The organism is Streptomyces sp. NBC_01276 (assembly GCF_041435355.1).
Classification (GTDB): Bacteria; Actinomycetota; Actinomycetes; order Streptomycetales; family Streptomycetaceae; genus Streptomyces.
The window spans coordinates 6,217,293-6,243,563 of record NZ_CP108442.1 but is presented as its reverse complement, the minus strand read 5'-3'; the positions used below and the strand labels follow the sequence as shown (position 1 = coordinate 6,243,563).

At 73.9% G+C, this 26,271-nt stretch carries 26 protein-coding genes and 7 tRNA genes; 15 read left to right on the top strand and 18 right to left on the bottom strand.

The features are described 5' to 3' along the window. The first annotated feature begins 217 nt into the window (after positions 1 to 217). Complete coding sequence (locus tag OG295_RS28130; RefSeq protein ID WP_371679408.1) at positions 218 to 1,825, top strand: IPT/TIG domain-containing protein; 1,608 nt, start codon at positions 218 to 220, stop codon at positions 1,823 to 1,825. Between the two features lie 159 nt (positions 1,826 to 1,984). On the opposite strand, the gene OG295_RS28125 is transcribed toward OG295_RS28130, so the two are convergent. Beyond that, the gene (locus OG295_RS28125; protein ID WP_371679407.1) at positions 1,985 to 2,869 is read right to left on the bottom strand and encodes a DUF2182 domain-containing protein; all 885 of its coding nucleotides are present in this window, start codon (positions 2,867 to 2,869) and stop codon (positions 1,985 to 1,987) included. A gap of 183 nt (positions 2,870 to 3,052) precedes the next feature. Here OG295_RS28125 and OG295_RS28120 point away from each other — a divergent pair, with 183 nt between their 5' ends. Next, a complete protein-coding gene (locus OG295_RS28120) occupies positions 3,053 to 3,706 on the top strand; it encodes a DUF1326 domain-containing protein (RefSeq protein ID WP_371679405.1) in 654 nt (217 codons plus the stop codon). A gap of 36 nt (positions 3,707 to 3,742) precedes the next feature. On the opposite strand, the gene OG295_RS28115 is transcribed toward OG295_RS28120, so the two are convergent. Together OG295_RS28115 and thrS are read right to left on the bottom strand one after the other, a co-directional pair. Next, the gene (locus tag OG295_RS28115; protein WP_371679404.1) at positions 3,743 to 4,303 is read right to left on the bottom strand and encodes an HIT domain-containing protein; all 561 of its coding nucleotides are present in this window, start codon (positions 4,301 to 4,303) and stop codon (positions 3,743 to 3,745) included. An 82-nt stretch (positions 4,304 to 4,385) separates the two neighbouring features. Continuing rightward, positions 4,386 to 6,362, bottom strand: a complete 1,977-nt coding sequence (thrS, locus tag OG295_RS28110) for a threonine--tRNA ligase (protein ID WP_371679403.1) — start codon at positions 6,360 to 6,362, stop codon at positions 4,386 to 4,388. 154 nt (positions 6,363 to 6,516) lie between these two features. Here thrS and OG295_RS28105 point away from each other — a divergent pair, with 154 nt between their 5' ends. Continuing rightward, positions 6,517 to 7,035, top strand: a complete 519-nt coding sequence (locus tag OG295_RS28105) for a GNAT family N-acetyltransferase (protein ID WP_371679402.1) — start codon at positions 6,517 to 6,519, stop codon at positions 7,033 to 7,035. Here the strand turns inward: OG295_RS28105 and OG295_RS28100 are convergent. Continuing rightward, the gene (locus OG295_RS28100) at positions 7,032 to 8,339 is read right to left on the bottom strand and encodes an MFS transporter (RefSeq protein WP_371679401.1); all 1,308 of its coding nucleotides are present in this window, start codon (positions 8,337 to 8,339) and stop codon (positions 7,032 to 7,034) included. The genes OG295_RS28105 and OG295_RS28100 overlap by 4 nt on opposite strands. On the opposite strand from OG295_RS28100, the gene OG295_RS28095 reads away from it, so the two are divergent. Further along, the gene (locus OG295_RS28095; protein ID WP_371679400.1) at positions 8,338 to 9,747 is read left to right on the top strand and encodes a PLP-dependent aminotransferase family protein; all 1,410 of its coding nucleotides are present in this window, start codon (positions 8,338 to 8,340) and stop codon (positions 9,745 to 9,747) included. The two genes, OG295_RS28100 and OG295_RS28095, sit on opposite strands and share 2 nt — an antisense overlap. Positions 9,748 to 9,811: 64 nt before the next feature. On the opposite strand, the gene OG295_RS28090 is transcribed toward OG295_RS28095, so the two are convergent. Next, positions 9,812 to 11,017: a hypothetical protein gene (locus OG295_RS28090; RefSeq protein WP_266837999.1), complete on the bottom strand. Its 1,206-nt coding sequence runs from the start codon at positions 11,015 to 11,017 to the stop codon at positions 9,812 to 9,814. Next, a complete protein-coding gene (locus tag OG295_RS28085) occupies positions 11,017 to 11,604 on the bottom strand; it encodes a DUF4365 domain-containing protein (RefSeq protein WP_371679399.1) in 588 nt (195 codons plus the stop codon). The genes OG295_RS28090 and OG295_RS28085 overlap by 1 nt, the downstream gene beginning before the upstream one ends. Positions 11,605 to 11,823: 219 nt before the next feature. Here OG295_RS28085 and OG295_RS28080 point away from each other — a divergent pair, with 219 nt between their 5' ends. Further along, positions 11,824 to 12,549 (top strand): 3'-5' exonuclease, encoded by a 726-nt coding sequence (locus tag OG295_RS28080; protein ID WP_371679398.1) that lies wholly within the window; start codon positions 11,824 to 11,826, stop codon positions 12,547 to 12,549. Between the two features lie 53 nt (positions 12,550 to 12,602). Here OG295_RS28080 and OG295_RS28075 read toward each other — a convergent pair. Together OG295_RS28075 and OG295_RS28070 are read right to left on the bottom strand one after the other, a co-directional pair. Continuing rightward, positions 12,603 to 12,674: transfer RNA gene (locus OG295_RS28075), tRNA-Val, on the bottom strand. A 38-nt stretch (positions 12,675 to 12,712) separates the two neighbouring features. Beyond that, complete coding sequence (locus OG295_RS28070) at positions 12,713 to 13,183, bottom strand: SRPBCC family protein (protein WP_371679397.1); 471 nt, start codon at positions 13,181 to 13,183, stop codon at positions 12,713 to 12,715. Positions 13,184 to 13,348: 165 nt separating this feature from the next. Between OG295_RS28070 and OG295_RS28065 the strand changes: the two genes are divergently transcribed. After that, positions 13,349 to 15,682 carry an SCO7613 C-terminal domain-containing membrane protein gene (locus tag OG295_RS28065; protein ID WP_371679396.1) on the top strand — a complete coding sequence of 778 codons (2,334 nt, stop codon included), beginning with the start codon at positions 13,349 to 13,351 and terminating at the stop codon, positions 15,680 to 15,682. 93 nt (positions 15,683 to 15,775) lie between these two features. On the opposite strand, the gene OG295_RS28060 is transcribed toward OG295_RS28065, so the two are convergent. Both OG295_RS28060 and OG295_RS28055 read right to left on the bottom strand, forming a co-directional pair. Continuing rightward, positions 15,776 to 15,847, bottom strand: a tRNA-Val gene (locus OG295_RS28060). Positions 15,848 to 15,904: 57 nt separating this feature from the next. After that, positions 15,905 to 16,342 (bottom strand): TIGR02611 family protein, encoded by a 438-nt coding sequence (locus OG295_RS28055; RefSeq protein WP_371679395.1) that lies wholly within the window; start codon positions 16,340 to 16,342, stop codon positions 15,905 to 15,907. Positions 16,343 to 16,519: 177 nt separating this feature from the next. On the opposite strand from OG295_RS28055, the gene OG295_RS28050 reads away from it, so the two are divergent. Together OG295_RS28050 and OG295_RS28045 are read left to right on the top strand one after the other, a co-directional pair. Beyond that, positions 16,520 to 16,933, top strand: coding sequence for an SsgA family sporulation/cell division regulator (locus OG295_RS28050; protein ID WP_030011909.1), 414 nt, complete (start codon positions 16,520 to 16,522; stop codon positions 16,931 to 16,933). 213 nt (positions 16,934 to 17,146) lie between these two features. After that, on the top strand, positions 17,147 to 17,773 hold the full coding sequence (locus OG295_RS28045) for a CGNR zinc finger domain-containing protein (RefSeq protein WP_371679394.1): 627 nt from the start codon (positions 17,147 to 17,149) through the stop codon (positions 17,771 to 17,773). Here OG295_RS28045 and OG295_RS28040 read toward each other — a convergent pair. Together OG295_RS28040 and OG295_RS28035 are read right to left on the bottom strand one after the other, a co-directional pair. After that, on the bottom strand, positions 17,714 to 17,920 hold the full coding sequence (locus OG295_RS28040) for a hypothetical protein (RefSeq protein ID WP_356221591.1): 207 nt from the start codon (positions 17,918 to 17,920) through the stop codon (positions 17,714 to 17,716). The two genes, OG295_RS28045 and OG295_RS28040, sit on opposite strands and share 60 nt — an antisense overlap. Before the next feature lie 201 nt (positions 17,921 to 18,121). Then, a complete protein-coding gene (locus tag OG295_RS28035) occupies positions 18,122 to 18,559 on the bottom strand; it encodes a hypothetical protein (protein WP_371679393.1) in 438 nt (145 codons plus the stop codon). A gap of 153 nt (positions 18,560 to 18,712) precedes the next feature. On the opposite strand from OG295_RS28035, the gene OG295_RS28030 reads away from it, so the two are divergent. Beyond that, the gene (locus OG295_RS28030; protein ID WP_371679391.1) at positions 18,713 to 19,210 is read left to right on the top strand and encodes a DsbA family protein; all 498 of its coding nucleotides are present in this window, start codon (positions 18,713 to 18,715) and stop codon (positions 19,208 to 19,210) included. Here OG295_RS28030 and OG295_RS28025 read toward each other — a convergent pair. Genes OG295_RS28025 through OG295_RS28015 form a run of 3 tightly spaced genes read right to left on the bottom strand, consistent with a single transcriptional unit; the run spans position 19,207 to position 21,988 of the window. Next, positions 19,207 to 20,031: a GNAT family N-acetyltransferase gene (locus OG295_RS28025; protein ID WP_371679390.1), complete on the bottom strand. Its 825-nt coding sequence runs from the start codon at positions 20,029 to 20,031 to the stop codon at positions 19,207 to 19,209. The two genes, OG295_RS28030 and OG295_RS28025, sit on opposite strands and share 4 nt — an antisense overlap. Before the next feature lie 59 nt (positions 20,032 to 20,090). Further along, positions 20,091 to 20,909, bottom strand: coding sequence for an aminotransferase class IV (locus tag OG295_RS28020; RefSeq protein ID WP_371679389.1), 819 nt, complete (start codon positions 20,907 to 20,909; stop codon positions 20,091 to 20,093). Beyond that, positions 20,906 to 21,988, bottom strand: a complete 1,083-nt coding sequence (locus tag OG295_RS28015) for a chorismate-binding protein (protein WP_371679388.1) — start codon at positions 21,986 to 21,988, stop codon at positions 20,906 to 20,908. Before OG295_RS28015 ends, OG295_RS28020 begins: the two co-directional genes overlap by 4 nt. A 180-nt stretch (positions 21,989 to 22,168) precedes the next feature. On the opposite strand from OG295_RS28015, the gene OG295_RS28010 reads away from it, so the two are divergent. The 5 genes from OG295_RS28010 to OG295_RS27990 all read left to right on the top strand — a co-directional run bounded on the left by OG295_RS28010 (position 22,169) and on the right by OG295_RS27990 (position 22,635). Further along, positions 22,169 to 22,241 (top strand) — tRNA-Gly (locus tag OG295_RS28010). Between the two features lie 41 nt (positions 22,242 to 22,282). Continuing rightward, positions 22,283 to 22,356 (top strand) — tRNA-Cys (locus OG295_RS28005). Between the two features lies 1 nt (position 22,357). Beyond that, positions 22,358 to 22,429, top strand: a tRNA-Val gene (locus OG295_RS28000). A gap of 19 nt (positions 22,430 to 22,448) precedes the next feature. Further along, positions 22,449 to 22,520, top strand: a tRNA-Val gene (locus tag OG295_RS27995). Between the two features lie 40 nt (positions 22,521 to 22,560). Beyond that, positions 22,561 to 22,635 (top strand) — tRNA-Val (locus tag OG295_RS27990). A 62-nt stretch (positions 22,636 to 22,697) separates the two neighbouring features. Here the strand turns inward: OG295_RS27990 and OG295_RS27985 are convergent. The 3 genes from OG295_RS27985 to OG295_RS27975 form a co-directional block, all read right to left on the bottom strand. Then, the gene (locus OG295_RS27985; protein ID WP_371679387.1) at positions 22,698 to 23,009 is read right to left on the bottom strand and encodes a zf-TFIIB domain-containing protein; all 312 of its coding nucleotides are present in this window, start codon (positions 23,007 to 23,009) and stop codon (positions 22,698 to 22,700) included. Positions 23,010 to 23,084: 75 nt separating this feature from the next. Next, positions 23,085 to 24,011 (bottom strand): phosphotransferase family protein, encoded by a 927-nt coding sequence (locus tag OG295_RS27980; protein ID WP_371681336.1) that lies wholly within the window; start codon positions 24,009 to 24,011, stop codon positions 23,085 to 23,087. A 304-nt stretch (positions 24,012 to 24,315) separates the two neighbouring features. Continuing rightward, complete coding sequence (locus OG295_RS27975; protein WP_371681335.1) at positions 24,316 to 24,525, bottom strand: hypothetical protein; 210 nt, start codon at positions 24,523 to 24,525, stop codon at positions 24,316 to 24,318. A gap of 523 nt (positions 24,526 to 25,048) precedes the next feature. Between OG295_RS27975 and OG295_RS27970 the strand changes: the two genes are divergently transcribed. After that, positions 25,049 to 26,236, top strand: a complete 1,188-nt coding sequence (locus OG295_RS27970) for a protein kinase (RefSeq protein WP_371679386.1) — start codon at positions 25,049 to 25,051, stop codon at positions 26,234 to 26,236. Positions 26,237 to 26,271 lie beyond the last annotated feature (35 nt).

The window sequence follows — 26,271 nt, the reverse complement described above, 5'->3', positions numbered from 1 at the left end:
GGGCACGCGGCGCTGGGCCGGGAGCCTGAAATCCGATGGTCCCGGGCCCGTCACGTCCGTCCCGGGTGCCGGCGCCGGGGACGATGGGCGCGCCCGGCACGATCCCAGGGGTGGGGTGCGCCCGCCACCGGCACGGTGAGGGTGCCGAGATCTCCTGAGGCCGGACACGACGGCCGTCGCGGCCCGCTCCGCTCCGCAGACACGCAGAGGAGCACCCATGGCCACGTCGGCCCAGCCCCACCCGTCCACCGCCCCGGTCCTCATGACCCTCGCCGCGTTCGCCGCCACGGCGGCGGTCCCGCGTCCGTCGGGTGAGACCGGGCGGGAGCAGGCCCTGCGCGCCAGGTCCGGCATCACCGCGCACCTGCAGGACCCCACGCTCGCCACGGGCGGCACATGGCAGTTGAAATGGCTGGCCCTCAGTCCGGACAACGCGAACCTCGCCTACATCGCCTGGAACTCCGACGGCTCGAACCAGATCGTCGTGGCCGTCCGAGGCACCGTCTCGCAGCCGATCGACACGATGGAGGACCTCGACGTCGGCACGGTGGTGCCGTTCACCGCCGGCGGGTCGGCGGACATCGCCGTCTCGGCCGGTGCCATGGCCGCGTTCACCCAGGTCGCGACGGCGCGCGGGATCACCGGCGTGCCCGCCGGGCCGGAAGGGGCCGACGGGCCGGACGCCGCCATCCCCGTGGACGCGACGCTCGCGCAGGCGCTCGCCCTCCTCCTCGCGGCCGTGCCGTCCTCGCCCCAGCCGACGGTCTACGTGACCGGCCACAGCCTGGGCGGCTGCGTCGCCACCATGCTGGGCGCGTACCTCCAGAACCGGACCTGGACGCCGAACCCGCCGGCGTTCGCCCTCGTCACCTTCGCCGCCCCGACGGCCGGCCTCCAGAGCTTCGCCGACCACGTCGACGGCCTGCGGTGGATCCTGCACGAACGCCACGTCAACGCGTACGACGTCGTCCCGCTGGCCTGGTCCGACCTGCTCGAAGCCCGGAAGTGGTACCCGCTCCCCCAGGGTCCGGCGGCGACCCACGAGGTGAAACTCCTCCTGACGGAGGCCAACACGCTCAAGAAGGACAACGTCTACGTCCAGCCGCTCGCCGACAGCCCCATCACGTGGAACCCGTCGTACGGCTGGTACGACACGTTCGCCATCAACAGGACCACCGCCGACTTCACGGCCCAGGTCGCCTTCCAGCACTCCGATTTCAGCTACCTGTACCTGCTGGGCGCGCCCCGGATCCCCGCCGGCCCGGTGGTGACCGGGCTGAGCCCCACCGCCGGGGACGGCGGCACGCAGCTCACCATCAGCGGCACGGGATTCACCCCGGACAGCGTCGTCGACTTCGGTCCCGTCCCGTGCGGCGAGTTCGTCCTCGACCTGGAAGGGATGTGGATCAGGGCGGTCGTGCCCGACGGGGTCGGCATCGTCGACGTCCGCGTCACCAACCGGTTCGGCACGTCGCCCGCCGTCCCGCCGGGGCGCTTCGCCTACGGCGGGCCCGCACCCGTCGTGGTCGGCTCGGTCACCCCGAACCACGGGCCGGTCGGCACGCCGGTCGAGATCGTGGGCTCGGGCTTCGCGACGTCCGGCACGACCGTGCGGTTCAAGGACACCGTCGCGCACTCCGCCGTGGTCGAGTCCGCGACCCTCATCAGGGCGAAGGTGCCGCTCCGGCCGCTCGACGGATCGAACGCGGACGATGCGAAGACGGTGGACGTCACCGTGACCGTGGGCGTGGCCACGTCGCCCACCGGTCCGGTCGACGAGTTCACGTACGAGGCCGCGCCGGCCGGTGAGGGCGAACCGGGCTAGGGGTGTCTGACGGATCTCCGCGGCGTCGCGACGCCCGGCACGCACTCTCGCCGCACCGACCGAAAGCCCAAGTACGTCCAGTACGCGGGCTTCCGGTCGGCACGCCGAGAGCACGCACCGGACGCCGCTCCTTCCCCACGGACATCCGTCAGACACCCCCTAGGCCGTCCACCCGCCGGGGCGGATGAACGCTTCGGAGCACCCGGCAAGGCACTGCCAGGAGGGCTGGAGCATGTGCGTCATCGGCGACCGCGGTGGTTCCAGCCCCGGCAGCAGCAAGGGCTGGAAGGGGGCCAGTACCGCAAGGACGAGGAAGGCGATCCCGATGGCGGCCGAGAAGATGGGGCCCAGCCGCCACAGCTTCTCCACGAAGATCACCAGGGCCACCGCGGCCATGGTCAGGACGTTCATGACGCCGAGCGGGATGAGGACGATCATCAGCCCCCAGCAGCAGCCGACGCAGTACGCCCCGTGATGGGCCCCGACCCGCAGGTCGCGGGCCAGGGGCCGGAAGCCGGCGTAGCGCACGAGCTGGCCCATGGGGCTGCGGCAGTGCCGCAGGCAGAGGTTCTTCAGCGGGCTGAACTGGTACAGCCCGGCGATGAGGAAGGCACCTGCCCCGATCCACCGCCCGGTGCCGGGTTGGCCGTCCACCAGGGTCCCGGTCGCGGCGAGGAGCCCGTAGGCGATCAGGCCGAAGGCCGTCCAGGCCAGGAGGTAGCCGGCCACGAACTGGGCGGTACGGGCCGCGCGGACGGCTCCGGCCGACTGGCGGCCGATGGCCCGGGCCCAGGTGATCGCCACCGGGGCCACGGACGGGAACATCATGGCGATCATCATGATCAGCCACAGCAGCAGGAACAGCGGGATGCCCATGCCCATGGTTCCCGGTGCGACCCCCGTGTCACGGGCCTGGTCGACGACCAGCACCCAGGCGAGCAGGGCGATCGAGCCCATCACGGACCAGGCGAACGCCAGCTGCCGGGCCGACAGCAGGTTCGCCGGACGCAAGGGTGGTGACAGGGCACTCCGGTCGAGCCGCACGTTTCCAGCACATCACGGCGGACGGGTGCGTGCGCGGGCGGAACCGGTCCCCTCCGGGCGGCCGCGGCGGGGGGATAATCGACGTGGAGACCTGTACGACCCGGGCGTGGGCCGGTGATGTCTTCCTGGGGCACGGCCGTCCTCCCGGGACGACGACCGGTGCGGTCACGAGGAGGCAGGGAGATGTCCGAGACGACGGCGACTGTGCCGAGGTGGCACGCGGCGGGGGACTGGTTCGACACCTGCAAGTGCAACGTGCCGTGCCCCTGCTCGTTCGCGCAGCTGCCCACCTACGGCGATTGCGACGGCATCCTCGCGTGGCACATCCGCGAGGGACGCTACGGGGACGTGCCGCTGGACGGCCTCAACGTGCTGATGCTGGGCTCCTTCGTCGGCAATGTATGGGCCGAGCACTCCGATACGTACGCGGCGGTCTTCGTCGACGAGCGCGCCGACGACGCGCAGCGCGAAGCGCTCCAGATGATCTTCGGTGGCCAGGCGGGCAGCTGGCCGGCGGAGATGGTGCGCATGATGGGCGCGGAGATGCGCGGCATGGAGTTCGCGGCCATCGAGGTGGAGGTCGCCGACGACCTGTCGAGCTGGCGGGCCGTGGTTCCCGGCCGGGTCGAGGCGAGCGCGCGGGCACTCACCGGACCCAACACTCCCGAGGGCGCTCGCGTGCAGTCGACCAACCTGCCGGGCGCCGAGACCGGACCGGGCCAGGTCGCGACCTGGGGCCGCTCGACAGCGGACCGGGCCGACGCCTATGGCTTCCGGTGGAGCAGGGAAGGCCAGTCGAGCAAGCACATCACCTTCGACTGGACCGGGCCCGACTAGGCCGTCCCTGCTTTCCCTGGGGAACGGCCCGGTCGACTAGTCGACGGGCCAGGCGTCCGCGAGCATCTGACGGGTGTCTGCCAGGAGCTGCGGCAGCACCTTGGTGTGGCCGACCACCGGCATGAAGTTCGTGTCCCCGCCCCAGCGCGGCACGATGTGCTGGTGCAGGTGGGCGGCGATGCCGGCGCCGGCGGCCGCGCCCTGGTTCATGCCGATGTTGAACCCGTGCGCACCGGACGCCTTGCGCAGCGCGACCATGGCCCGCTTGGTGAGGTCCGCGAGTTCGGTGGTCTCGGGGCCGTCGAGCTCGGTGTAGTCGGCGACGTGCCGGTACGGGACGACCATCAGGTGGCCGCCGTTGTACGGGTAGAGGTTCAGCACGGCGTAGACGTGCTCGCCGCGCGCCACGATCAGGCCGTCCTGGTCGGACATCTCCGGAATCCCGCAGAAGGGACAGCCGTCCCCGGCCTCCGGGCCGGTCGGCTTGTTCTCCCCCTGGATGTAGGCCATCCGGTGGGGCGTCCACAGACGCTGGAACGCGTCCTGCGTACCCACACCGATCTGCTGCTCCGGCTCAATCGTCATAGGACGCAGCATATGACCTCGTCCCGGCGGACGAGGAAGGCCCCCGGAAAGTGATCGCTTTCCGGGGGCCCGCCGATTGCCGTGCGGCCGTGGATCAGACCTGGACGCGGTCGGCGACGACCTTCGCCAGCTTGGCCAGGGCCTCGTCCTTCGCGATGCCGTTCTCCTGCGAACCGTCGCGGTAGCGGAAGGAGACGGTGCCCGCGGCCATGTCCTCGTCACCGACGATGATCATGAACGGGACCTTGAGCTTCTGGTGGTTGCGGATCTTCTTCTGCATGCGGTCGGAGGAGGCGTCCACCTCGACCCGCAGACCCTTCTTCTTCGCCTCGGCGGCGAACTCCTGGAGGTACTCCACGTGCCCGTCGCCGATCGGGATGCCGACGGCCTGGACCGGGGCCAGCCACGGCGGCATGGCGCCCGCGTAGTGCTCCAGCAGCACCGCGAAGAACCGCTCGATCGAGCCGAACAGCGCACGGTGGATCATGACCGGGCGCTGGCGCGATCCGTCCGGGCCGGTGTACTCCAGGTTGAAGCGCTCCGGCAGGTTGAAGTCGAGCTGCACGGTCGACATCTGCCAGGTGCGGCCGATGGCGTCACGGCACTGGACCGAGATCTTCGGACCGTAGAACGCGGCGCCGCCCGGGTCCGGGACCAGCGGGAGGCCCTGCTTCTCGGCGACCGACTGGAGGACCGCGGTGGCCTCCTCCCAGACCTCGTCGGAGCCGACGAACTTCTCCGGGTCCTTGGTCGACAGCTCCAGGTAGAAGTCGGTCAGACCGTAGTCGCGGAGCAGGTTCAGCACGAAGGTCAGCGTGCGGTCGAGCTCCTCCGCCATCTGCTCCTTGGTGCAGTAGATGTGCGCGTCGTCCTGGGTGAAGCCGCGCGAGCGGGTCAGGCCGTGCACGACGCCGGACTTCTCGTACCGGTACACGGTGCCGAACTCGAAGAGGCGCAGCGGCAGCTCGCGGTAGGAGCGGCCGCGCGCGTCGAAGATCAGGTTGTGCATCGGGCAGTTCATGGGCTTGAGGTAGTAGTCGGTACCACCGTCGAGCTGCATGGGGGGGTACATGCCCTCCGCGTACCAGTCCAGGTGGCCGCTCTTCTCGAAGAGGGCGCCCTTGGTGGCGTGCGGGGTGTAGACGAACTCGTAGCCCTCTTCCTCGTGCCGCTTGCGCGAGTAGTCCTCCATGGTGCGGCGGATGATGCCGCCGCGCGGGTGGAAGACGGCCAGGCCGGAGCCGATCTCGTCCTGTACGGAGAACAGGTCGAGCTCGGTGCCCAGGCGCCGGTGGTCGCGCTTCTCGGCCTCGGCGAGGAAGTCGAGGTGCGCCTTCAGCTCGTCCTTCGACGGCCAGGCGGTGCCGTAGATGCGCTGGAGCATCGGGTTCTTCTCGCTGCCGCGCCAGTAGGCGGCCGCGTTGCGCATCAGCTTGAAGGCCGGGATGTTGCGGGTGGTGGGCAGGTGGGGACCGCGGCAGAGGTCCTTCCAGCACAGTTCGCCGGTCTTCGCGTCGAGGTTGTCGTAGATGGTCAGCTCGCCGCCGCCCACCTCGACGTTCGCGCCGTCGTCGGTGGACGCCGAGCCCTTGATCCCGATGAGCTCCAGCTTGTACGGCTCGTCGGCGAGCTCTTCGCGGGCGGCCTCGTCGGTGACCACGCGGCGGGCGAAGCGCTGGCCGCGCTTCTGGATCTCCTGCATCTTCTTCTCGATGGCCTTGAGGTCATCGGGGGTGAAGGGCCGGGCGACGTCGAAGTCGTAGTAGAAACCGTCGCGGACCGGCGGGCCGATGCCCAGCTTGGCCTCGGGGAACAGTTCCTGCACGGCCTGCGCCATGACGTGCGCGGTCGAGTGGCGCAGGATGTCGAGGCCGTCCGGGGAGGAGATCTCCACCGGCTCGACGGTCTCGCCGTCGCGCACCTCGTACGCGAGGTCCTTCAGTTCACCGGCGACGCGCGCGGCCACGATGGTGCGCTCGCCGGCGAAGAGCTCCGCCGCCGTAGTGCCCGTGGCCACCACGCGCTCGTCCCGCTCGGAATCGCGTTGGATGATCACACGGACGTCTGACACCGGTCACTCCTGACTCAAGGGATGCGCGAGCGAACACTGCGCGCCTGAATCGTACCGAGCCGGGAGGCCGCGCCGCCAAACGGTTACGGCCCGCCCGCCTGCGCTGGCTACCCTGGGCCGCGTCCGTCCGCCGCCGACCGCAGGAGTCCGCCCCGTGCCGAGCCCGCTCGTCCGCCCGCTGGACCTGACCGACGACGCGACCGCCGGGGCCGTGCACCGGATCGGCCGTGCCGCCTACGCGGTGGAGGCGGAACTGATCGGCTTCGACGGCATCCCCGCCCTCGGCGAGAGCCTCGCGGAACTGCGGGCGCGGCCGCTGCGCTGGCTGGGGGCCGTGTCCGGGGACGGCGCGGTCGCCGGGTTCCTGGCCTGGGAGGCGGCGGCCGAGGGGGTCGTCACGCTGGACCGGCTGTGCGTGGACCCGGCGTGGTTCCGCCGCGGCATCGCCTCGCTGCTGCTGCGGCACGCCCTGGCGGAGCCCTTCGCGGGCCGGACCGTCGAGGTCACCACGGGCGCCGGCAACACCCCCGCGGTGACCCTGTACGAACGCCTGGGCTTCGTCCGCGGCGCGGACTTCTCCCCCGTCCCGGGACTGACCATGGCCTCCTTCACCGGCGTCGGTGGAGCGGTTCTGGCGGCCCCGGCGGCCCCGGCGGCCCCGGCGGCCCCCTAGGACGGTTCGCCGATCGCGGTCGGCAGCGTCCGGAGCCGGCTGACGGGCGAGAAGACGAGCGCGACGACCACGGCGGCGGAGCAGGACGCGGCCACGGCCAGGGCGTTCCTCTCTCCGATCGCGCCCGTGAGCAGCCCGCCCGTCAGGCCTCCGAGGGCGCCGCCGCCGAAGAGCAGGGTGCGGAAGCAGGCGGTCATCCGGCTCATCATCGACGGGGGCGTGCTGATCTGGCGCAGGCTGACGATGATGACGTTGGCGATCCCGAGCCCGAGGTACGTGGTGAAGAACGACGCGGTCACGAGGCCCACCACCACCGGTTTCGGCCCGCCGGCCAGCACGATGACCGAGGGGCCGAGCAGCAGTGCGCTCTGGGCCGCGAAGTAGACCCGGCCGAGGGGGAAGCGGGCGATCGCCCGGCGGGAGACCAGTGCGCCGAGGAGGCCGCCCACGGAGGCCGTCGCGAAGACCGTCCCGAGCGTCGTGGGGCTCAGCTCCAGGCCGTGGGTCCCGTAGAGCAGGAACATGGTCCAGACGGTGATCATCGAGAAGTTGCAGCAGAACCCGACCAGGGCCAGCCAGCGCAGGACCGGCTGCCGCAGGACCCACCGCAGGCCGTCGCGCAGTTCCCCGAGGACGTGGCGCTCGGCCGTGGGCGCGGGCCGTGGTTCCGGCGTACGGATCAGCAGCAGCGAGAGCGCCGACACGAGGTAGGAGGCGGCGTCCACGAGCAGCGCCACCGGCGCGGTCAGCACGGACACCAGCACCCCCGCGAGCCCGGGGCCGGCGACGTCCGCGGCCGAGGAGCTGACGCCCATCTTCGCGCCGGCCTCGACGTAGTGCCGGGGGTCCTTGACCAGGGTGGGCACGAACGGCATCCAGCTCACGTCGAACAGCACCGAGGCGACGCCGATCGCGCAGGCGCAGACCAGGAGCACCGGCATGTCGAGGGCGTCCAGCCAGTGGAGCAGCGGTACGAGCGCGACCAGCACCATGCGCACGAGGTTGGTCCAGAGCATGACCCGCCTGCGCCGGACGCGGTCGACCCAGACCCCGAAGAGCAGGGCGAGTCCCATGTACGGGGCGAGCTGGACGAAGCGCAGCAGGCCGACCTGCTCGTCCGTGGCCCCGAAGGCGTGGATGGCGGTCAGGGGCAGGGCGAGGTTCGTGACCTGCGTGCCGAGGAGCGACAGGGTCTCGCCGAACCAGAACCTGAGGAAGTCCCTGTTGTGCCACAGGCTCCGCCCCGGCGCCGCTTCCCGTAGTGCTTCCCGCGCATCTTCAGTAGTGCTACTGTTATCCCTCATGTCAGACGATAGCACTACTGTCACTCTGATCGAAGGGCTGCGCGCGCTGCTGGCCGGCCTCTCACCGGGCGACCGGCTGCCGAGCAGCCGGGAGCTGATCCAGCAGTACCGGGTCGGCCCGGTGACCGTGTCCCGGGCCATCGCGCGCCTGGCCGCCGAGGGCGCGGTCGTCACCCGTCCCGGGATCGGCACGTTCGTCGCCCCGCGCGCCCTGACGCACGGGGAACTCCCCGACACCGCCTGGCAGACGGTCGCGCTCACCGACCGGACGGTGGACACCCGCTCGCTCACCGACAGCCTCGGGCCCGCGGCGGCCGGGACGGTCGTGCTGGACGGCGGCTACCTGCACCGGTCGCTGCAGCCCGTCGCGACCCTGAGCGCGGCACTGGCGCGGGCGGCCCGCCGGCCCGACGCCTGGGACCGCGCCCCGGCCGCAGGCCTCGCCTCGCTGCGCGCCGTCTTCGCCGAGCTGGCGGGGGGCGGCGTGACCCCCGACGACGTCCTGGTCACCGCGGGCGGCCAGAGCGCCCTGTCCATCGCGTTCCGGGCCGTGGCCGGGCCCGGCAGTCCGGTCCTGATGGAGTCGCCCACCTACCCCGGCGCCATCGCCGCCGCGATGGCGACGGGACTCCGCCCGATCCCCGTACCGACCGACGGGGACGGAGTACGGCCCGACCTGCTGGCCGACGCGTTCGCCATGACGGGCGCACGGCTCTTCTACTGCCAGCCGACGGTCCACAACCCGACCGGCACCGCCCTCGCGCCCGAGCGCCGCCGGCAGGTCGTCGCCGTGGCCAGGGCCGCCGGAGCCTTCGTCGTCGAGGACGACTTCGCACGCCACCTCGGCCACGGCGGGCCGCTGGCCGCGCCGCTGGTGGCGGAGGACCGGGACGGCACCGTCATCCATCTGAACTCGCTCACCAAGCCGGCGGCCCCGAGCCTGCGCATCGGAGCCCTGGTGGCCCGGGGACCGGTGATGGAACGCATGCGGGCGGTCCGCCGGGTGGACGACTTCTTCGTCGCCCGGCCCATGCAGGAGGCCGCGCTGGAAGTGGTCAACTCCCCCGCCTGGAACCGCCACCTGCGGTCCCTCGCCTCCACGCTGCGGAGCCGGTGCGCCGAGCTGGCGGCCGCCGTCGCGCGGGAACTCCCCGAGTGGACCCTCGGCCGGCCGCCGGCCGGGGGACTGCACCTGTGGGTCCGCCTCCCGGCCGGCGCGGACGCCGCCGTGCTCGCGCGCGCCGCCCGCGAGCACGGCGTGAGCGTCAGCGCGGGCGACCGCTACTTCGCCAGCGAGCCGCCCGGCGCCTTCCTGCGGCTCGCGTTCGCCGCGACCCCGTCCGGCGCGGAGCTGGCCGAGGGCGTGCGCCGGCTCGCGGCGGCAGCGGCGTCGACGCCCACGGGCTGACCCCGGCCGGCCCACCGCGGGAGTCGCCCCGGCGGGTCGGCCGCCCCGGTCGCCCCGGTCGTCCTCAGTCGTCCGACGGCAGGACGTCCTCCGGCTCGAAGCCGTCGTCCAGCGACTTCATCAGGCGGTCCCGTTCGACCTCGTCCAGGGGAACGGGCGTCACGTCCGTGGCGTCCGTCAGCCTGCGGAAGCCGCCCCGGCGCTGGAGCCGGCCGCTCACCCGGACCGGCAGGCCCACCAGGTGGGCGTGGCCCGCGATCCGGTACGCCTCCTCGTCAAGCGCGGCCCGCACGTACGGGACCTCCGCGCCCGCCAGCACCCGCAGCCGGACGGTCCCCCCGCCGCCCGCCGCGGCCCGCCGCATCCGGACCACCGCCCCCGCGAGCCGTACGGGGACCGCGGGTTCCTCCCGGGTGTAGCGGGCGGCGGCCTCCCGCAGCACCGGCAGGTCACCGGGCGAGAACTCCACCGGCTCGGGCCGCGCCGCGCACCCGGCGGGGACCCCGGCCGCGGGCGCCCAGGCCAGCGCGATCCGGGCCCCTTCGGAACCCCGCACGAGGGCGATCAGCGCGTCGGCGAGTTCCCGGCTGACCCCCGCCGCCACGGCGGCGTCGAAGGCGTCCATCCCGCCGGTGGCCCGCCGGTAGTCCACCGCCTCCCGGGCCGCGTGCAGGGCCTGGTGCAGCCGGGCCACCACGCCCCGGCCCCCGTCCACGGGCACGTACGCGGTGAGCCGGCGCCCGCCCGGCGAGGGCCCGACCAGCACCCCGTCGAGGACGCGTTCGGCCTGGGCCCGGTGGCGGGCACCGTAGTACCCGGCGCGCGCGCGGTCGGCGAGGGCGCCGGCCACCAGCAGCCGGCGGGCCGCCGAGCGCAGCTGTTCCTGGACGGTCCAGGCGGCCTCGCCCTGGTAGCCGTAGGGCCCGACGGGGATCTCGCGCTCCCAGCGGATCTCGTCGCTGGGCACGCTCAGCCCGAACAGCACCTCCCGCGCCGAGGCGAGCCCGCTGCGCGAGAGCGCGGTGAGCGCCTCCTCCAGCAGGTCCGCGCAGTCGGGGAAGGTACGGCTCTCGGGGACGAGCAGGCTGGTCCCGGCGCGGCCGGGCGGGGTCCAGCGCCCGTACCGGCCCGCCGCGCCGCCGCGCCGCAGCCATCCGTGCCGGTGCAGCAGCGCGCCGAGCACCTGCGGGTCGACCTGGGCGGGATCGGGCGTGCCCGGGGAGAGTTCCGGGGGCGGCAGCGGTTCGAGGTGGGGCGAGTGCCAGTGCATCAGGGTGTCCCTCCCGACCCGACCCGGGTCATGATCTCGCACAGCGCCCGGTCGTCGAAGATCCGCGTGGTCGGGATCCGTACGGTGGTCCGGCGCCGGCCGGTCACGGGGTGCCCGGCGAGGTTGGTCCAGTAGCAGCAGTGCCGCAGGTCGAGCCGGTCGTGCCCGGCGCCGATCCACTGCTCCCGCTCCCGCGGTACGAGCATCACGACGAGGATCTTGTGGACGGCGACCGGCGTCCGCGCCAGCTTCACCAGGTGCTCGTTGTCGAGGGTGAAGCCGAAGGTGGCCCCGGCCGGCCGGGGCGGTATCTGATAGGTCGCCTTGAGCTGCACCTTGATGGTCACCTCGTCGTCGACGACGTGCTCCGGGGCGCCGTGGCTGACGTGCCAGTCGATGCCGTTGTCCGGGAAGGGCTGGGAGAGCGAGCAGCCGGCCGCGGCCGCGACGGCGTGCAGGTATCCCACCTGGAGGGTCTCCATGCAGGCGGTGGTGGCGAGCGTGCCGCGCAGCGGTCCGGTCCGCGGTCCGGTGGGTCCGGCCGGTCCGTGCAGCAACCCGCCCGGTTCGGGCTGTGCGAGCGCCATGGCCGGCCCCCCATGCCTTCCGGGCTCTGCCGTGAGCGGGAACGGGGTGACGACCGGTCATGCGTACGACCCCCCAGGGAAGTTGTCTCCGCACCCGGGTGCCCGCAAACGGCGTACGGGGCAAACGGCCCGGGTATCACCGCTTCGGCAAGGTGGCACGTTCCGTGGCGGTTGTGCCCGGGGGCGCCCCATCTGTCGATCGGGGACGAGGAGTTCGCCATGACACGCTGGTACGAGGGCCCGCTGGCCGCATTCGACACGGAGACCACCGGGGTGGACGTCGAGCAGGACCGGATCGTGTCCGCCGCGCTCGTCGTGCAGGAGTGTGCGGGAGGCCGCGTCCGCACCACCCGGTGGCTGGTCAATCCCGGCATCCCGGTGCCGCCGGGTGCCACGGAAGTGCACGGCCTGACCGACGAGCACCTCCAGCGTCACGGCCGTTGGCCGGCGCCGGTGGTGGAGGAGATAGCCCGCGCGCTCGGTGAGCAGCAGGTGGCGGGCCGGCCGGTGGTGGTGATGAACGCGCCGTTCGACCTGACGCTGCTGGACCGGGAGTTGCGCCGGCACCGGGCCTCGACCCTGGCCCGGTACCTGGACAACCGGCCGCTGACGGTGCTGGACCCGCGGGTGCTGGACAAGCACCTGGACCGCTACCGCAAGGGCCGGCGGACGCTGACGGACCTGTGCGCGCACTACGGGATAGAGCTGGAGGGCGCGCACGACGCGACGGCGGACGCGATGGCCTCGCTGGAACTGGTCCGGGCGGTCGGGCGGCGCTTCGCGGGGCGGCTGGAGCGGCTGACCCCGGCGGAACTGCACGCGCTGCAGGCCGTGTGGCACGCGGCACAGGCGCGCGGGCTCCAGGCGTGGTTCACCCGGCAGGGCACCCCGGAGTCGGTGGATCCGCACTGGCCGCTGCGCCCGGAGGTGTCGCAGGCCGCGTAGGGGCCCGTACATGCGGAAGGCCGGTCCGTCAGTGACGGACCGGCCTGTCCCGGTGGGCGATACTGGGATCGAACCAGTGACCCCTTCGGTGTGAACGAAGTGCTCTCCCGCTGAGCTAATCGCCCGGGAATGGACTGAACAATACAAGAGCCTCGGGGTCTGTTCAAACCGCTTCCCGCTCGGCGTCCAGCAGGGCCGCGAGACCGCGCCGCCCCGCCCGCATCATCAGGGTGTGGTTGAGCCGCAGGACCGGCCGCCCGACGAGCGCGAACGGCCGCAGCGGGGCCGCCCGCAGCTCGACCTCCTGCTCGTAGACGGCGCGTGCGGTCGCGGGGCCGGCGGCGCGCGGGCGTACGGTCCACCGCGCCCAGCCTTCGAGGTCCCCGCGCACCGCCACCTCCAGGACGCCCCGCGCGGGATCGCGGAGCAGGCCGGTGAGGGTGACGTGGATCGCGTACGGGAGGACGGAGCGGATCACGGCGGTACCGGTGTGCTCGTCGACCGGCCGGACCCGGCGGACCTGGGGCCACCACCGGGGGTAGTGCGCGGGGTCCTCCAGCCGCGCGAACACGAGGGCGGGCGGGGCGTCGAGGTCCCACACGTCGCGGAAGCGGTAGTGCGTCCAGCTCGGCATGGCCCCAGTCTGGCGCGGTGGCGGGGTCCGCGTCCGGCCGTCCGGGGTTTTGGTGCCCGGGGTGCCCCGGGCGCCCGGGGTGTGCGCGGACCCCAGGGGTACTCAGCGCCGATCTGAGTACGCACGCCCATGTCCTGAGGGAGTGACGGGCACCACACTCCGGCTATGGACACGCCCCTGCCGCCCGCCGAGGAGCTGGCGCTGATCGACCGCGAGCTGGCCCGACTGGACGCCCGGCGGCTGTATCTGTTGACCCGTCGGGAGTGGCTGGTGCGTCTGCTGTGGCAGCAGGCACCGGCCCCGGCGCCGGCCTTCCCTCCGGTGGCCCACGGGGGGCCGCCCTCGACCGGCCCGAGCGCGCAGAACGTGCTGCTGACCCTGGGCGCGGTGCTGCTCGCCGTGGCCGCGCTCGCCTTCACCCTGGTCAGCTGGGGTTCGCTGGGCATCGGGGGCCGCTCCGCGGTGCTGGCCCTGCTGACGGCCGCGGCGCTCGCCGCGCCCGCCGCGCTGCTACGGCGCGGGCTGCGCTCGACGGCCGAGTCGGTGGCGGGCGTCGCGCTGCCGCTGACCGTGCTGGACGCCTACGCCCTGCACGCCGTGGGCCTTCCCGGCACCGGCGGCGGGGCGTACGCGGCGGGGGCGGCGGCCGTGCTGGCGGGGCTCTGGGCCGGGTACGGGGTCGCGCTGCGCGGGCTGCGGCTGCCGCTGCCGGCCGCGGTGGCGGCGGCGCAGCTGCCGTTGCCGCTGGCGGCGGCCGTCACCGGGGCGGGGCCCCTGGCGGGCGGCTGGGCGCTGCTGGTGACGGCCGCGCTGGACGTGGCGCTCGCGACGGCGGTGTCCCGACGGGCGGTACGGCTGCCCGCGGCGGTGGCCGGGGGGCTGCTCGCCGCGATGGCCCTGTCCACGGGGCTGGCGCTCTCCCTCGCGGCTCCCGGGACGGCCGGTCCGGCGGGGCTGCTGGCGGCGGGGGCGCTGCTGGGCGTGGCGGTGGCCCGGCGCGAGCCGCGGGCCTGGGCGGCGGCCGTCGCGGGGGGCCTGGCGGGGGTGGCGGCGGTCGGGGCGCTGGCCCCGGCCGGGCCTGCCCCGGGGTGGGCGGTCGCGGTGCGGGTGGCGGCGGCACTGGCCCTGCTGGTGGCGGTCCCGCGGATGGGCGGGCTGCCGGAGCCGGTGCGCCGGGGACTGCTGTGGGCCGGGGCGGCGGTGTCCGTCCTGGGGGCGCTGGCGGCGGTCCCGACGGTGGCGGCGGCGCTGCTCTCCGGGCTGGGGGTGCTGCGCGAGGTGTGGGCGGCGACGACCCCGCGGCCGGCCGGGGACGGGTACGGGATCCCGTACGTGGTGACGCTGCTCCTGGCGGCCGGGGCGCTGGCGCGGCCGGCCGGGGTGCTGCCGCGCCGGGAGTCGCGGACGGCGGCGGCGGTGTGCGCCGGAGCGGCCCTGTTCGTGGCGCCGGTGGTGGCGGGGCTGCCGGTGGCGGCGGTGCTCGCGGCGCAGCTGGCGGTGACCGCCGCGGCCGGGGTGGCGGCGCTGCGGGCCACGGACCGCGGCGCCGCCGGCGCGGCCGGGGGCTGCGCGGCGGCCGCGGCCCTGGACGTGTCCCTGACGGCCCTGGACGGCCGCCTGGCCACCTTCGCGGTGTTCGGCCTGCTGGGGGCCGGCTGCGCGCTGGGGGCGGCGTACGGGCCCGCCGAGCGGGCCGTGCGGGCGGGCGGGGCGGTGTGCGCGGTCGGGTTCGCGACGGCGACGGCGGTGGCGATGGGCGCGTCGGCGGGGCTCGCCCTCCCGTGGCGGGCGGTCGCCGTGCCGGCGGTATCGGCCGTGGTGGTGGCGCTCGCGCCGAGGCTGGGTCCGGTACGGGTCCCCGCCGAGGCGGCGGCGGGGACGGCGGGGGTGCTCGCGGTGCTCCTGGCGGCCGGGGACCGGCCGGTGCTGGCCCTGGTCCTCGCGCTGGGCGGGGTGCTGTGTGCGGGCGCCGCGGTGCGCCCGGACCGGCGGGCGCTGGGCTGGGCCGCGGGGGCGCTGTTCGTGGCGGCCTCGTGGGTGCGGCTGGGCGCGTCGGGGGTGACGGCGGCGGAGGCGTACACGCTGCCGGTGTCGGTGCTCGCCCTGGCGGTGGGTCTCGTGCGGCGCCGCCGGGACCCGGCGGCCTCGTCGTGGGCGGCGTACGGTCCGGGGCTGGCGGCGACCCTGCTGCCGAGCCTGGCGGCCGTCTGGGGGGACCCGTACTGGCCGCGCCCGCTCCTGCTGGGCCTGGCGGCGCTGGGCCTGACCCTGGGCGGGGCGCACCGCAGGCTGCGGGCGCCACTGCTGCTGGGCGGCGCGACCCTGGCGGCGGTGGCCGTGCACGAGCTGGCCCCGTACGTGGTCCAGGCCGTCGGGGCGCTGCCGCGCTGGCTGCCCCCGGCCCTGGCGGGTCTGCTCCTGCTGGTGGTGGGGGCGACGTACGAGAAGCGGCTGCGCGAGGCCCGCAGGCTCCGGGAGGCCCTCGGCCGGCTCCACTGAAGGAGGCCCGGACCGGCGGGAGCCGGGTCCGGGTCCGGGCGGGTACGACAGAGGCCCGGAGACTCTTCCGAGTCTCCGGGCCTCTGCTCCGGGTGGGCGATACTGGGTTCGAACCAGTGACCCCTTCGGTGTGAACGAAGTGCTCTCCCACTGAGCTAATCGCCCGGACGCACCGCAAACATTACCGCATGTCAGGGGTGCTCCATGACCATCCCCGGACGGTCACTGGTCCTTCAGGTTCCACGGCAGCGCGAGGCCGTACTTCCACAGGTAGAAACCGATCAGCGCGCCCGCGATGGCCAGGCCGACCCCGGTGAGGATGATGTTGCGGCGGCGCACCTTCGGGTCGAGCGCCTTCTGCGCGGCCTCGCTGACCTTGCGCTTGGTCCAGCGCAGGACGAGGTGGGCCCAGGCGAACTCGGTGGCCCAGATCGCCAGGCCGGCGAAGATCGCCACCCAGCCCGGACCGGGCAGGACGAGCATGGCGATGCCCGCGCCGATGACGGCCAGGCCGACGACGAAGACGCCGACCTGCCAGCTCAGGTGCAGGCTGCGGTTGGCCTTGATGAACGCAGGCGCCTTCGAGACGTGCGGCGTCTCTTCGGCGGCCGGTTCGGTGGTGGCGGACTCGTCGGCCCCTCGGTCACTCCCCGTATTCATGGCTCCGAATCTACCGGAGCCGGAAGCACACGTGAATGCCGCTTTGGATCCGCCGTTCGAGGGACCCAGAGGTCCGCAAAACGGTCAGAGGGGTTTACAACGGCACCGTAGGTGGCATGTCGATTTCGCCGACGTGCGAATCCCCGAGCGCACACTGAGCGAAAGGCCCTGGCGCTTATGAACACCACGGTCAGCTGCGAGCTGCACCTGCGCCTCGTTGTGTCGAGCGAGTCCTCACTGCCTGTTCCCGCGGGCCTGCGGTATGACACGGCCGATCCCTACGCCGTGCACGCCACCTTCCACACCGGCGCCGAGGAGACGGTCGAATGGGTATTCGCCCGCGACCTCCTCGCAGAGGGCCTCCACCGGCCCACCGGAACCGGCGACGTCCGCGTCTGGCCGTCCCGCAGCCACGGTCAGGGCGTCGTGTGCATCGCCCTGAGCTCACCGGAGGGAGAAGCGCTGCTCGAAGCACCCGCCCGAGCCCTCGAATCGTTCCTCAAGCGGACGGACGCCGCGGTCCCACCCGGGACCGAACACCGGCACTTCGACCTCGACAAGGAGCTCTCCCACATCCTGGCCGAAAGCTGAGCCAGCCCTACAGCCGCTCGACACCGTCCGACTCGGGGCGACGGTGCGGGTCGGACAACCACATACGGCAGTGCCGGCGCTGTTCTCGCGGAAGCCGACCGCGAGGACGGCGCCGGTGCGCTTGGGCCCGCCCGGGGAGGTAACCGCTAGAGTCGGCCCCCCAGCGGCGGCGGCGGTCCGTCGCCGCAATGCCGGCCTCCAGGGAGCGACCCCGTGCAGATCCCCCACGACACCCGTCGCGCGCTCGACGTCGTCGTCGCGCTGGTGAACACCGCGGCCGAGCCGGACCAGCCGGACGGCCTGTCCGACGTCGCGGCACTGCGCGGCTTCGTCAAGGAGCACGCGATCAGCGACGTCGGCGAGCTCGGTGCCCGCGACCTCGCCGGCGTGCGGACCGTGCGCGGCAAGTTCGCCCAGGTCTTCGCGGCACCGAACTCCCGTGCGGCGGCCGCACTGATCAACGAACTCGTCGCCACCGCGGGCACCACCCCGCAGCTCACCGACCACGACGGCTACGACTGGCACGTGCACTACTTCGCGCCGGGCGCCTCGGTGGGCGACCACCTCGCGGCGGACGGCGGCATGGCGCTCGCCTTCATCGTGGTCTCGGGCGAACAGGAGCGGCTGCGCCGCTGCGAGGCCCCGGACTGCCGGCGGGCCTTCGTGGACCTGTCCCGCAATCGCTCCCGCCGCTACTGCGACAGCCGGACCTGCGGGAACCGGCTGCACGTGGCCGCCTACCGGGCGCGCCGCAAGGAGGCCGACTCCCAGCCGGAGGGCTCAGAGCAGGTACAGGTCGTGGACGGCGGCGAACAGCAGCAGGCTCCCGATCACCCCTAGGAAGATCATCAGAGGGGGCTGGGAGAGGGCGAAGAGGCAACCGCGCCCCTCGGGGGAGAGCGGGGCCGGCGGGACGGCGGCCTGGGCGAGGGGGACCTCGGCGACGGAAGGGAGAGCCTGCGGCTCGTCCTGCGATGTGTCGAGCATGTCGGGGCGATGATCGCGCAGCCCGTCCCGGTTCGGCCCCCAACACGCCATTCGGGGAGCGGGAGCCGGCCCTCTCTCGTCAGTTCAGGTGGTTCCCGGCCACTTCTCCCCCGCGCCCGGCCGCGCGTGCGCTATGGCCCCGGGGCGGCTTCCGGGCACCGCGCCCGCGCCACCCGGCCTGGATGCCGTGCTCCTTCCGGCCTAGATGCCGTGCTTCTTGAGGATGGCCTCGATGTCGGAGAAGTCCTCGGCCGGGGGCGCGGCGGCGGCCGGGGCGGAGTCGGTACGGGCTCCGGTGCCGAGGGAGGGGGCGGAGGCGGCGGGGGCCACGGCCTCCCGGGCCGCGCCTCCCCGGGCCGCCTTCGCGGGCCGCTCCCTGCCGAGGCCGCGGCGCTCCACGCTCCGGGTGGTCACCAGGAGCAGCCAGGCCAGGCCCAGCAGGCCGAAGCCGATCCAGACGGACGGCCGGAAGACGATCCCGGACAACCACTCCACCACGCCGGTCATCACCAGGCCCACCGGCACCAGGGAGTACGCCGCGATGCGCGTGGCGGTCAGGAAGCGCCTGCGGTACGCGGTCACCGCGGCGATGCCCAGTCCCGCGGCGGACACCGCGGAGCATATGGTTTCGGCGAGCATGCGGTCCTCCGACCCTGGACGGATGGGCGATCTGTCCCTTCCATCCTGCACCGGCGGATGCCGTCGGGGCCATGTCCGAAAGGCCTGCGGCGCGGATCTCCGGGACATCTCGGGGTCGGATCTCCTCCCCGGGGGGTCTGGGAGACTGTCCGCATGACCGATTCCGTGATCCTCGACGTCTGGTGCGAACTCCAGTGCCCGGACTGCCACAGCGCTCTGGACGACGTGCGCGCCCTGCGGGCCCGCTACGGCGACCGGCTGGACATCCGGCTGCGCCACTTCCCCCTGGAGAAGCACAAGCACGCCTTCGCCGCCGCGCAGGCCGCCGAGGAGGCCGCGGAGCAGGGCAAGGGCTGGCCGTACGCGGAGGCCGTCCTGGCGCGCACCGCCGAGCTCGGTGAGCGCGGCGAGGCCGCCCTGCTGGACGTGGCGCGCGAACTCGGTCTGGACGCGGAGGAGTTCGACACCGCGCTGATCGACGGCCGGCACATCCTGATCGTCGACGCCGACCAGGCCGAGGGCAAGGCCATCGGCGTGACCGGCACCCCGACCTACGTGATCGACGGCGAGCGCCTCGACGGCGGCAAGAGCCAGGAGGGCCTGCGCGCCCGCATCGAGGAGATCGCGGACCGGCTCCTCGGCGCCTCCTAGATCAGCTCCTTCGCGTAGTTGAAGTGCGTCGCCCGGTAGCCGAGGGACTCGTACAGGCGCAGCGCCGGGGCGTTGGCGGCGAACACGTGGAGGGCCAGCCGACGGTGTCCGGCGGCCAGGGCGGCGTGCTCCGCGAGGAGCATCAGGTCGCGCCCGTGGCCGCGCCCCCGGTGTTCCGCGGCGACCTCGACGTCGAAGACGTACGCGCCCTCCCCGGCCCCGGAGACCCAGACGTGCCCGACGGGGACGCCGGCCGCCTCCAGGACGGTGAGGGTCACTCCGGGGGTGTCCGGTCCCAGCGGGAGCAGCGCGTCGTGGTCGGCCCGCGCCTTGTTGCGGGCGGCCTCGGGGTCCATGCCGCGCCCGGTCCAGCTCGCGGCGTACGCCTCGCGGGCCCGCGGGTTCCAGGCGGTGTACTCGGCGGCCGTCATCGGGCGGCCCCGTACCCCGGCGGAGAGGGCGGGCGGGTCTTCCGGGAGGTCCTTGGCCATGTTGCGGCCCTGCTCGACGTAGCCCAGGGCCGCCGCCAGCCGCAGCCCGCCGGGCGAGCCGGCCGGTACGGAGAGGCGCACCCGGCGGCAGCCCCAGCCGCGCAGCACCTCCTCGGCGGCGAGCGCCGCGACGGTGGCGCGGCCCCGGAGGCGGTCGCGTTCGTCGATGGCCAGGTCGCGGATCTCCCCCACGGTCGGCCCGAAGGGGGTGTCCGCGGCGATCAGCAGCGCCCCCACGCGCCTGCTGTTGACGCGGACCTCGTAGGGGCGCGAGCGGGCACCGTCCTCGCTCTGCAGGAGCGGCCCCGAGGGCCGCAGGGTGGTGGTCATCCGTCGAGTTCTACCCGCCCCGCGGCTCCGTGACTACGGGCCGTGCCCGCCGGTCCCGCTCAGGGGTCGATGTCGGAGGCGGCCCGCTCCTCGAAGATCCGCATCGCCTTGCCGGTGACCGGGCCCGGGGCGGCCAGGGTGCGGCCGTCGACGCGGTGGACGGCCTGTACGTCGCGCAGGGTCGAGGTCAGGAAGACCTCCTCGGCGCGCTCCAGCGCGTCGAAGGGCAGGTCGGCCTCTTTGGCGCCGGTCCATTCGACGGCCAGCGCCCGGGTGATGCCGGCGAGGCAGCCCGAGACCAGGGGCGGGGTGTACAGCTCGCCGTCGAGGACGACGAAGACGTTGGAGCCGGTGCCCTCGCAGAGCCGGCCGACGGTGTTGGCGAAGAGGGCCTCGGAGGCCCCCTCCCCGTGCGCGCGGGCCAGGGCCACCACGTTCTCGGCGTAGGAGGTGGTCTTCAGACCGGCCACCGCGGAGCGCTCGTTGCGCACCCAGGGCACGGTGATCACCGCGGTGGTGTCGGGGCGGCGGACGGTCTCCCCGATGGCGACGGTCAGCGTGGGTCCGCTGTCGCCGCGCTCGGAGCCGAGGGGGGAGAGGCCGCCGGTGTAGGTGATCCGGAGCCGGCCGAGCGGCACGGGATGTTCGGCCACCACGGCGGCGCAGGCGCGGCGCACCTCGTCGAGGTCGGGGTCGGGCAGGCCGAGGCCGCGGGCCGAGCGGGTCAGCCGGTCCAGGTGGCGGGTGAGCGCGAAGAGGGTCCCGTCCTGGGCCTTGACCGTCTCGAAGACCCCGTCGCCCACGGTGAGCCCGTGGTCGAGTACGGACACCTTCGCGTCGTGGTCGTCCCGCAGCGTTCCGTCGAGCCAGATCCTCACCGTACGGTTCCTCCACTCAGGTCGCGGGCCCCGTTCGGGCCCGGCTCTCGCACCCCTGACGCTAGCGCGACCAGCCGGGCCGCCTTGAGCTCGGTCTCCGCCCACTCCCGCTCGGGGTCGGAGCCCCAGGTGATGCCCGCTCCGGTCCCGAAGCACAGGCGGGGGCCGCCGGGGGCCGTGCGGTCGATCCAGAAGGTGCGGATGCCGACGGCCAGGGCGGCGGTGCCCCGGTCCGCGTCCACCCAGCCGATGCCGCCGCAGTAGGGGCCGCGCGGGGCGGTCTCCAGTTCGTCGATGATCCGCAGGGCGGAGGACTTGGGCGCGCCGGTGACGGAGCCGGGCGGGAAGGTGGCGGCGAGCAGCTCCGGCCAGCCCGCGCCCTCGGCGAGTTCTCCGCTGACGGTGGAGACCAGGTGGACGAGGCCGGGGTGCTCCTCCACGGCGCACAGCTCCGGGACGGTGACCGAGCCGGTCGCGCAGACCCGGCCCAGGTCGTTGCGGACCAGGTCCACGATCATCACGTTCTCGGCGTGGTCCTTGGGCAGCAGGTCGGCCACGGTGCGGCCGGTGCCCTTGATGGGGCCGGACTCGATGCGGCGGCCGTGGCGGCTCAGGTAGAGCTCCGGGGAGGCGCTGGCGATCTCCACGCCGTGGGCCGGGAGACGAATCGTTCCTGCGTAGGGAGCGGGGTTCCCGCGCGCGAGCAGGGCGGTGAGGGCGTCCACGTCGGCCCGCGCGGGGTCCGGCAGCGGCGCGGACATCACGCGGCAGAGGTTGGCCTGGTAGACCTCACCGGCCTCGATGTACGCGCGTATCCGGCGCACGCCCGCGACGTACGCGCCGCGGTCCAGCGAGGAGGACCAGCGGCCGGCGGCCGGACCGGACCAGGCCCCGGGCACGGGGGCCGGGACGGGGTCGGGACGCACGTCCCCGAAGCGCGCGCAGACCAGCCGGCCTTCGAAGTCTGCGGTCACCGCCCAGAAGCCGGAGGAGTCGAGGGCCGAGGGGTCACTGGTGACGTCACGGAGGTCGGTCGCGAGGAGGCCGCCGAAGCGGGCCAGGGGAGGCAGGTCGTGCACGGCTGCGAGTCTATGACCGGTGACGCGATGGCGCCGGTGGGGTGGCCGCCGGGTGACCGGTGGTGATCGGGCCGCAGCACGCTGCGGAAACGCGTTTTTGAGCTGGCCCGGGAATCCGCTAGAGTTCAACACGTCGCCAGGGAGCGAAGGGGAAAAACCCCGGAGCGAACACGGTGACCTGCGGACGTAGCTCAGTTGGTAGAGCACCACCTTGCCAAGGTGGATGTCGCGAGTTCGAGTCTCGTCGTCCGCTCGAAGTGGGGGATTTCTTCCCGAGAACCCCTACAGCTCCATGGTGGAGTGGCCGAGAGGCGAGGCAACGGCCTGCAAAGCCGTCTACACGGGTTCAAATCCCGTCTCCACCTCCAAGGACGATTAGCTCAGCGGGAGAGCGCTTCCCTGACACGGAAGAGGTCACTGGTTCAATCCCAGTATCGTCCACTGATCCGCAAGGATCCCCGCGCGATTAGCTCAGCGGGAGAGCGCTTCCCTGACACGGAAGAGGTCACTGGTTCAATCCCAGTATCGCGCACGCAGTACACGTACCACCTGCGGTTTCACACCGCGGTCCCGCGCGATTAGCTCAGCGGGAGAGCGCTTCCCTGACACGGAAGAGGTCACTGGTTCAATCCCAGTATCGCGCACCACCTCCGGAAGCCCCGGCCGTTCCCACGGCCGGGGCTTCCGCGTTCCCGGGTGCCGACCGGCCTCAGGAGGAGAAGAGCATCCGGCCGAATCCGCCCTTGTGGTGACCGTGGTGTCCGTGTCCGTGGCCGTGGCCGCCGTGCTGCGGGGCGCCCCAGGCCGGGGCCGGAGCCACGTGGGCCGGGTACGGGGCCGGCGGCGCGGCGGGCGGCGGGACCTGGCCGTACTGCTGCGCCGTGTACTGGGACTCCAGACGGGTCAGCGCCTCCAACTCGCCGTAGTCGAGAAAGATGCCGCGGCAGCCGCTGCACTGCTCGATCTGGACGCCGTTGCGGTTGTAGGTGTGCATCATCGCGTGACACTTCGGACACTGCATGACCGGATCAACTCCTCGCCGTTCGCGTCGGCGCCGGATGCCCACCCGGCGCCTCCCGCTCACCTTACGACGGAGTCAGGGCTCCAACTCGGCCCGGAATGTAGCCATTCGGACACAGGAATCCAGCATCAGCCGCTCCCCCTCGTCCAGCGGGCGGCGGGCGGGCGCCGCCTTGGCGAGGGCGAGGGCCGCCGTCTGTACGGTCAGCGCCCGCGCGGCCAGGTCGAGTTCCGGCCAGGGGTCGCTGCCGGGCGGGCCGGCGGCCGGGCCTCCCGCGGCCCGGTAGGCGTCGAGGAAGCGCAGCCAGGCCTCCGGGGCGAGGATCCCGGCCGCGTACCAGGCCGCCGGGCGGGCCAGGTCCCAGGCGGGCGCCCCGAGGCCGAGGTCGTCGACGTCGATGAGCCGCCAGGGACCGTCGGGGACGGGGTGGCGGACGAGCTGCCCGAGGTGCAGGTCGCCGTGGCACAGCACCGCCGCCCCGGCCGGGGGGACGCCCTCGCCGCGAGCCCAGTCCGGGAGGGTCGCGGCGGCGGCGCGGACCGCCCGGACCCCGTCCGGGTCCGGCTGCGGGGCTCTGGCCAGGCGACGCAGGGCGCGGGCCACCTTGGCCGGGCCGCGCATCGGCGGGAGGGGTCCGGGGAGGTCCCCGGGTTCGGTCCGGTGCAGGGCCGCGAGCAGCCGGGCGGCCTCCTCCCAGGGGGCGTCCTCGGGGCGCGCCGGATCCACGGGGGTCCCGTAGGGCCACAGCGTGACGGTGCGGCCGTGGACGGCCCCGGTGCGCAGCGGGGGCAGCAGCACCCCCGCGAGGGCTCCGGAGCCGGCGACGCGGATGCGGGCCGCGAGGGCCTCCGGGTCGCTGCCCGGGGCGTGCGCCTTGGCCACGGCGTCCCCGCAGCGCACGACCGTCCCGTCGGGGCGGTCGGCGAGGAGGACGTAGGGCTGCGCGGGGCCGCCGCGGGCCCAGGCGGCGAGGGCCGCGGGCAGCGGGGCGGGCAGCGGCAGTGCGCTCACGCGGCGACGGGGGTGCGCGGCGGCGTGCCGCGGCGACGGGGGTGCGCCGCCTCCCCGTCGTGGGCCTGCGTGCTCGTGGGGTCGTGGTCCGCGTCCGCCATGGGCCTCTCCTTCGCTCGGGACGAGGCTACGGGGGGCGGGGGCGGGACGAAAGAAGAAGGGTGCTGCCCGTCCGACTCCCCAGTCGTACGGGCAGCACCCTTCACCTGCCGTCCGTCGTCGATCCCCCGTCCCCACGGGGATTCGACAGGCCGATGTCCCGGTCCGGGCCGCTCTCCCGGACCCGGGGCGCCGCTCAGCGCCCCAGCATCACGCCAACGGACGACGCCTGTGCCGCCACCTGGTCGAAACCTCCGAAGAGGAAGAGCAGGAGGGCGGCCAGGGGGAGGACCATCGCCGCGGCCACCAGCGGGTGGCGCTTACCGGACTCATGGCTGTTGAACGCGAATGCCTTGCGTCCCTGCCGGGCGATGTCCGCCATGGTCCTCTCCCTGTCGTCTGGCAGCGGCGGGTTCGTGACCTCGGGGGACGAGTGCGCCACCCGCCGCTTGTCTTCAACACTAGGCGTGCGGAAGGCCCCTGGCCTCATGCCTTCGTACCCTTTGGCGGGCCTCCGGGAGGATGACGAGCACCTCCCCGGAGTACTCCCCTGGGTGGAGACCGCTTCCCCGTCATGGGGGACTTCCCGGAGGGGATGACCGGAGGGTAGTGACTTCGCTCACTTCCGTCACTCCCCGCACACACGTGTCCGCGTACGGGCGGTTGACCGCGTCACCCGGCGGCTCTCGCCGCTCCCCCTCGGGAGATGCGCTCGCGCGGGGCCGCAGTCGGCGCCAATCCCCTTGGCACGAGGGCCGTTTGGGCGCCGGTTCCGGTGCGGGTCCGGGGGCGGCGGCCGGGGGCGGCACACCCTCAAGTGGCCTGCCACGTACTGACGATCGAATCCTTCGACGAGGGCGCGGCCTCTGAGCGCTCGTGCCGGATGGTCCGTAAGCTGTGCCAGGTCAACAGGACGACCGGTCAGCGGGGTGGACATGGCGATGATGCGGCTCCGGCGCGAGGACCCGCGTGTCGTCGGCTCGTTCAGACTGCACCGCAGGCTCGGCGCGGGCGGCATGGGCGTGGTCTACCTGGGGTCCGACCGGCGCGGTCAGCGCGTCGCCCTGAAGGTGATCCGGCCCGACCTGGCCGAGGACCAGGAGTTCCGCTCCCGCTTCGCGCGCGAGGTGTCCGCCGCCCGGCGGATCCGCGGCGGGTGCACCGCGCGGCTGGTGGCCGCCGATCTGGAGGCCGAGCGCCCCTGGTTCGCCACGCAGTACGTGCCCGGACCCTCGCTGCACGACAAGGTGGCCGAGGAAGGCCCCCTGACGGCCGCGCAGATCGCCGCCATCGGTGCCGCGCTCTCCGAGGGCCTCGTCGCCGTGCACGAGGCCGGCGTGGTCCACCGCGATCTCAAGCCCTCGAACATCCTGCTGTCCCCCAAGGGCCCGCGGATCATCGACTTCGGCATCGCCTGGGCGACCGGGGCGAGCACCCTGACCCACGTGGGGACCGCCGTCGGCTCCCCCGGCTTCCTCGCCCCCGAGCAGGTGCGCGGCGCCGCCGTCACCCCCGCCACCGACGTCTTCGCGCTCGGCGCCACCCTCGCCTACGCGGCGACCGCCGACTCCCCGTTCGGACACGGCAGTTCCGAGGTCATGCTGTACCGGGTGGTGCACGAGGAGCCCCACCTGGTCGGCGTACCGGACGCCCTCGCGCCGCTGGTTCGGGCCTGCCTGGCCAAGGACCCCGAGGAGCGGCCGACGACCCTGCAGCTGTCGATGCGGCTGAAGGAGATCGCGGCCCGCGAGGCGCAGGGTCTGGGCGACGGCCGGCCGCCGGTGCAGCGGCCGCGGCCCGACCGGCCGGTGGGGCGGCTCGCCGACCAGACCGCCCTCTACACCGAGCAGAGCAGCGTGGACCGGCGCACCCCGGGCGGCGGCACGCCCGCCCCCAGGGCGCAGGCCCCGCACGGCGGACCCCACTCGCGGCCCTCGTCCCCGCGCAATCCCGGTTCCACCGCCGGGCGTACGGGTGGCCGTCCGGCTCCGCGGACCACCGGCACGGGGCGCCGGCCCTCACGGCCGGACCCGAAGCTGATGCGGCAGCGGCTGATCGTGTTCGTCGTGGTGACGCTGCTGGTGGCGCTGGGCATCGCCCTGGCGCAGAAGCTCTAGGCCGACGGTGTGCCGGGCCCCCTCGGGGCCCGGCA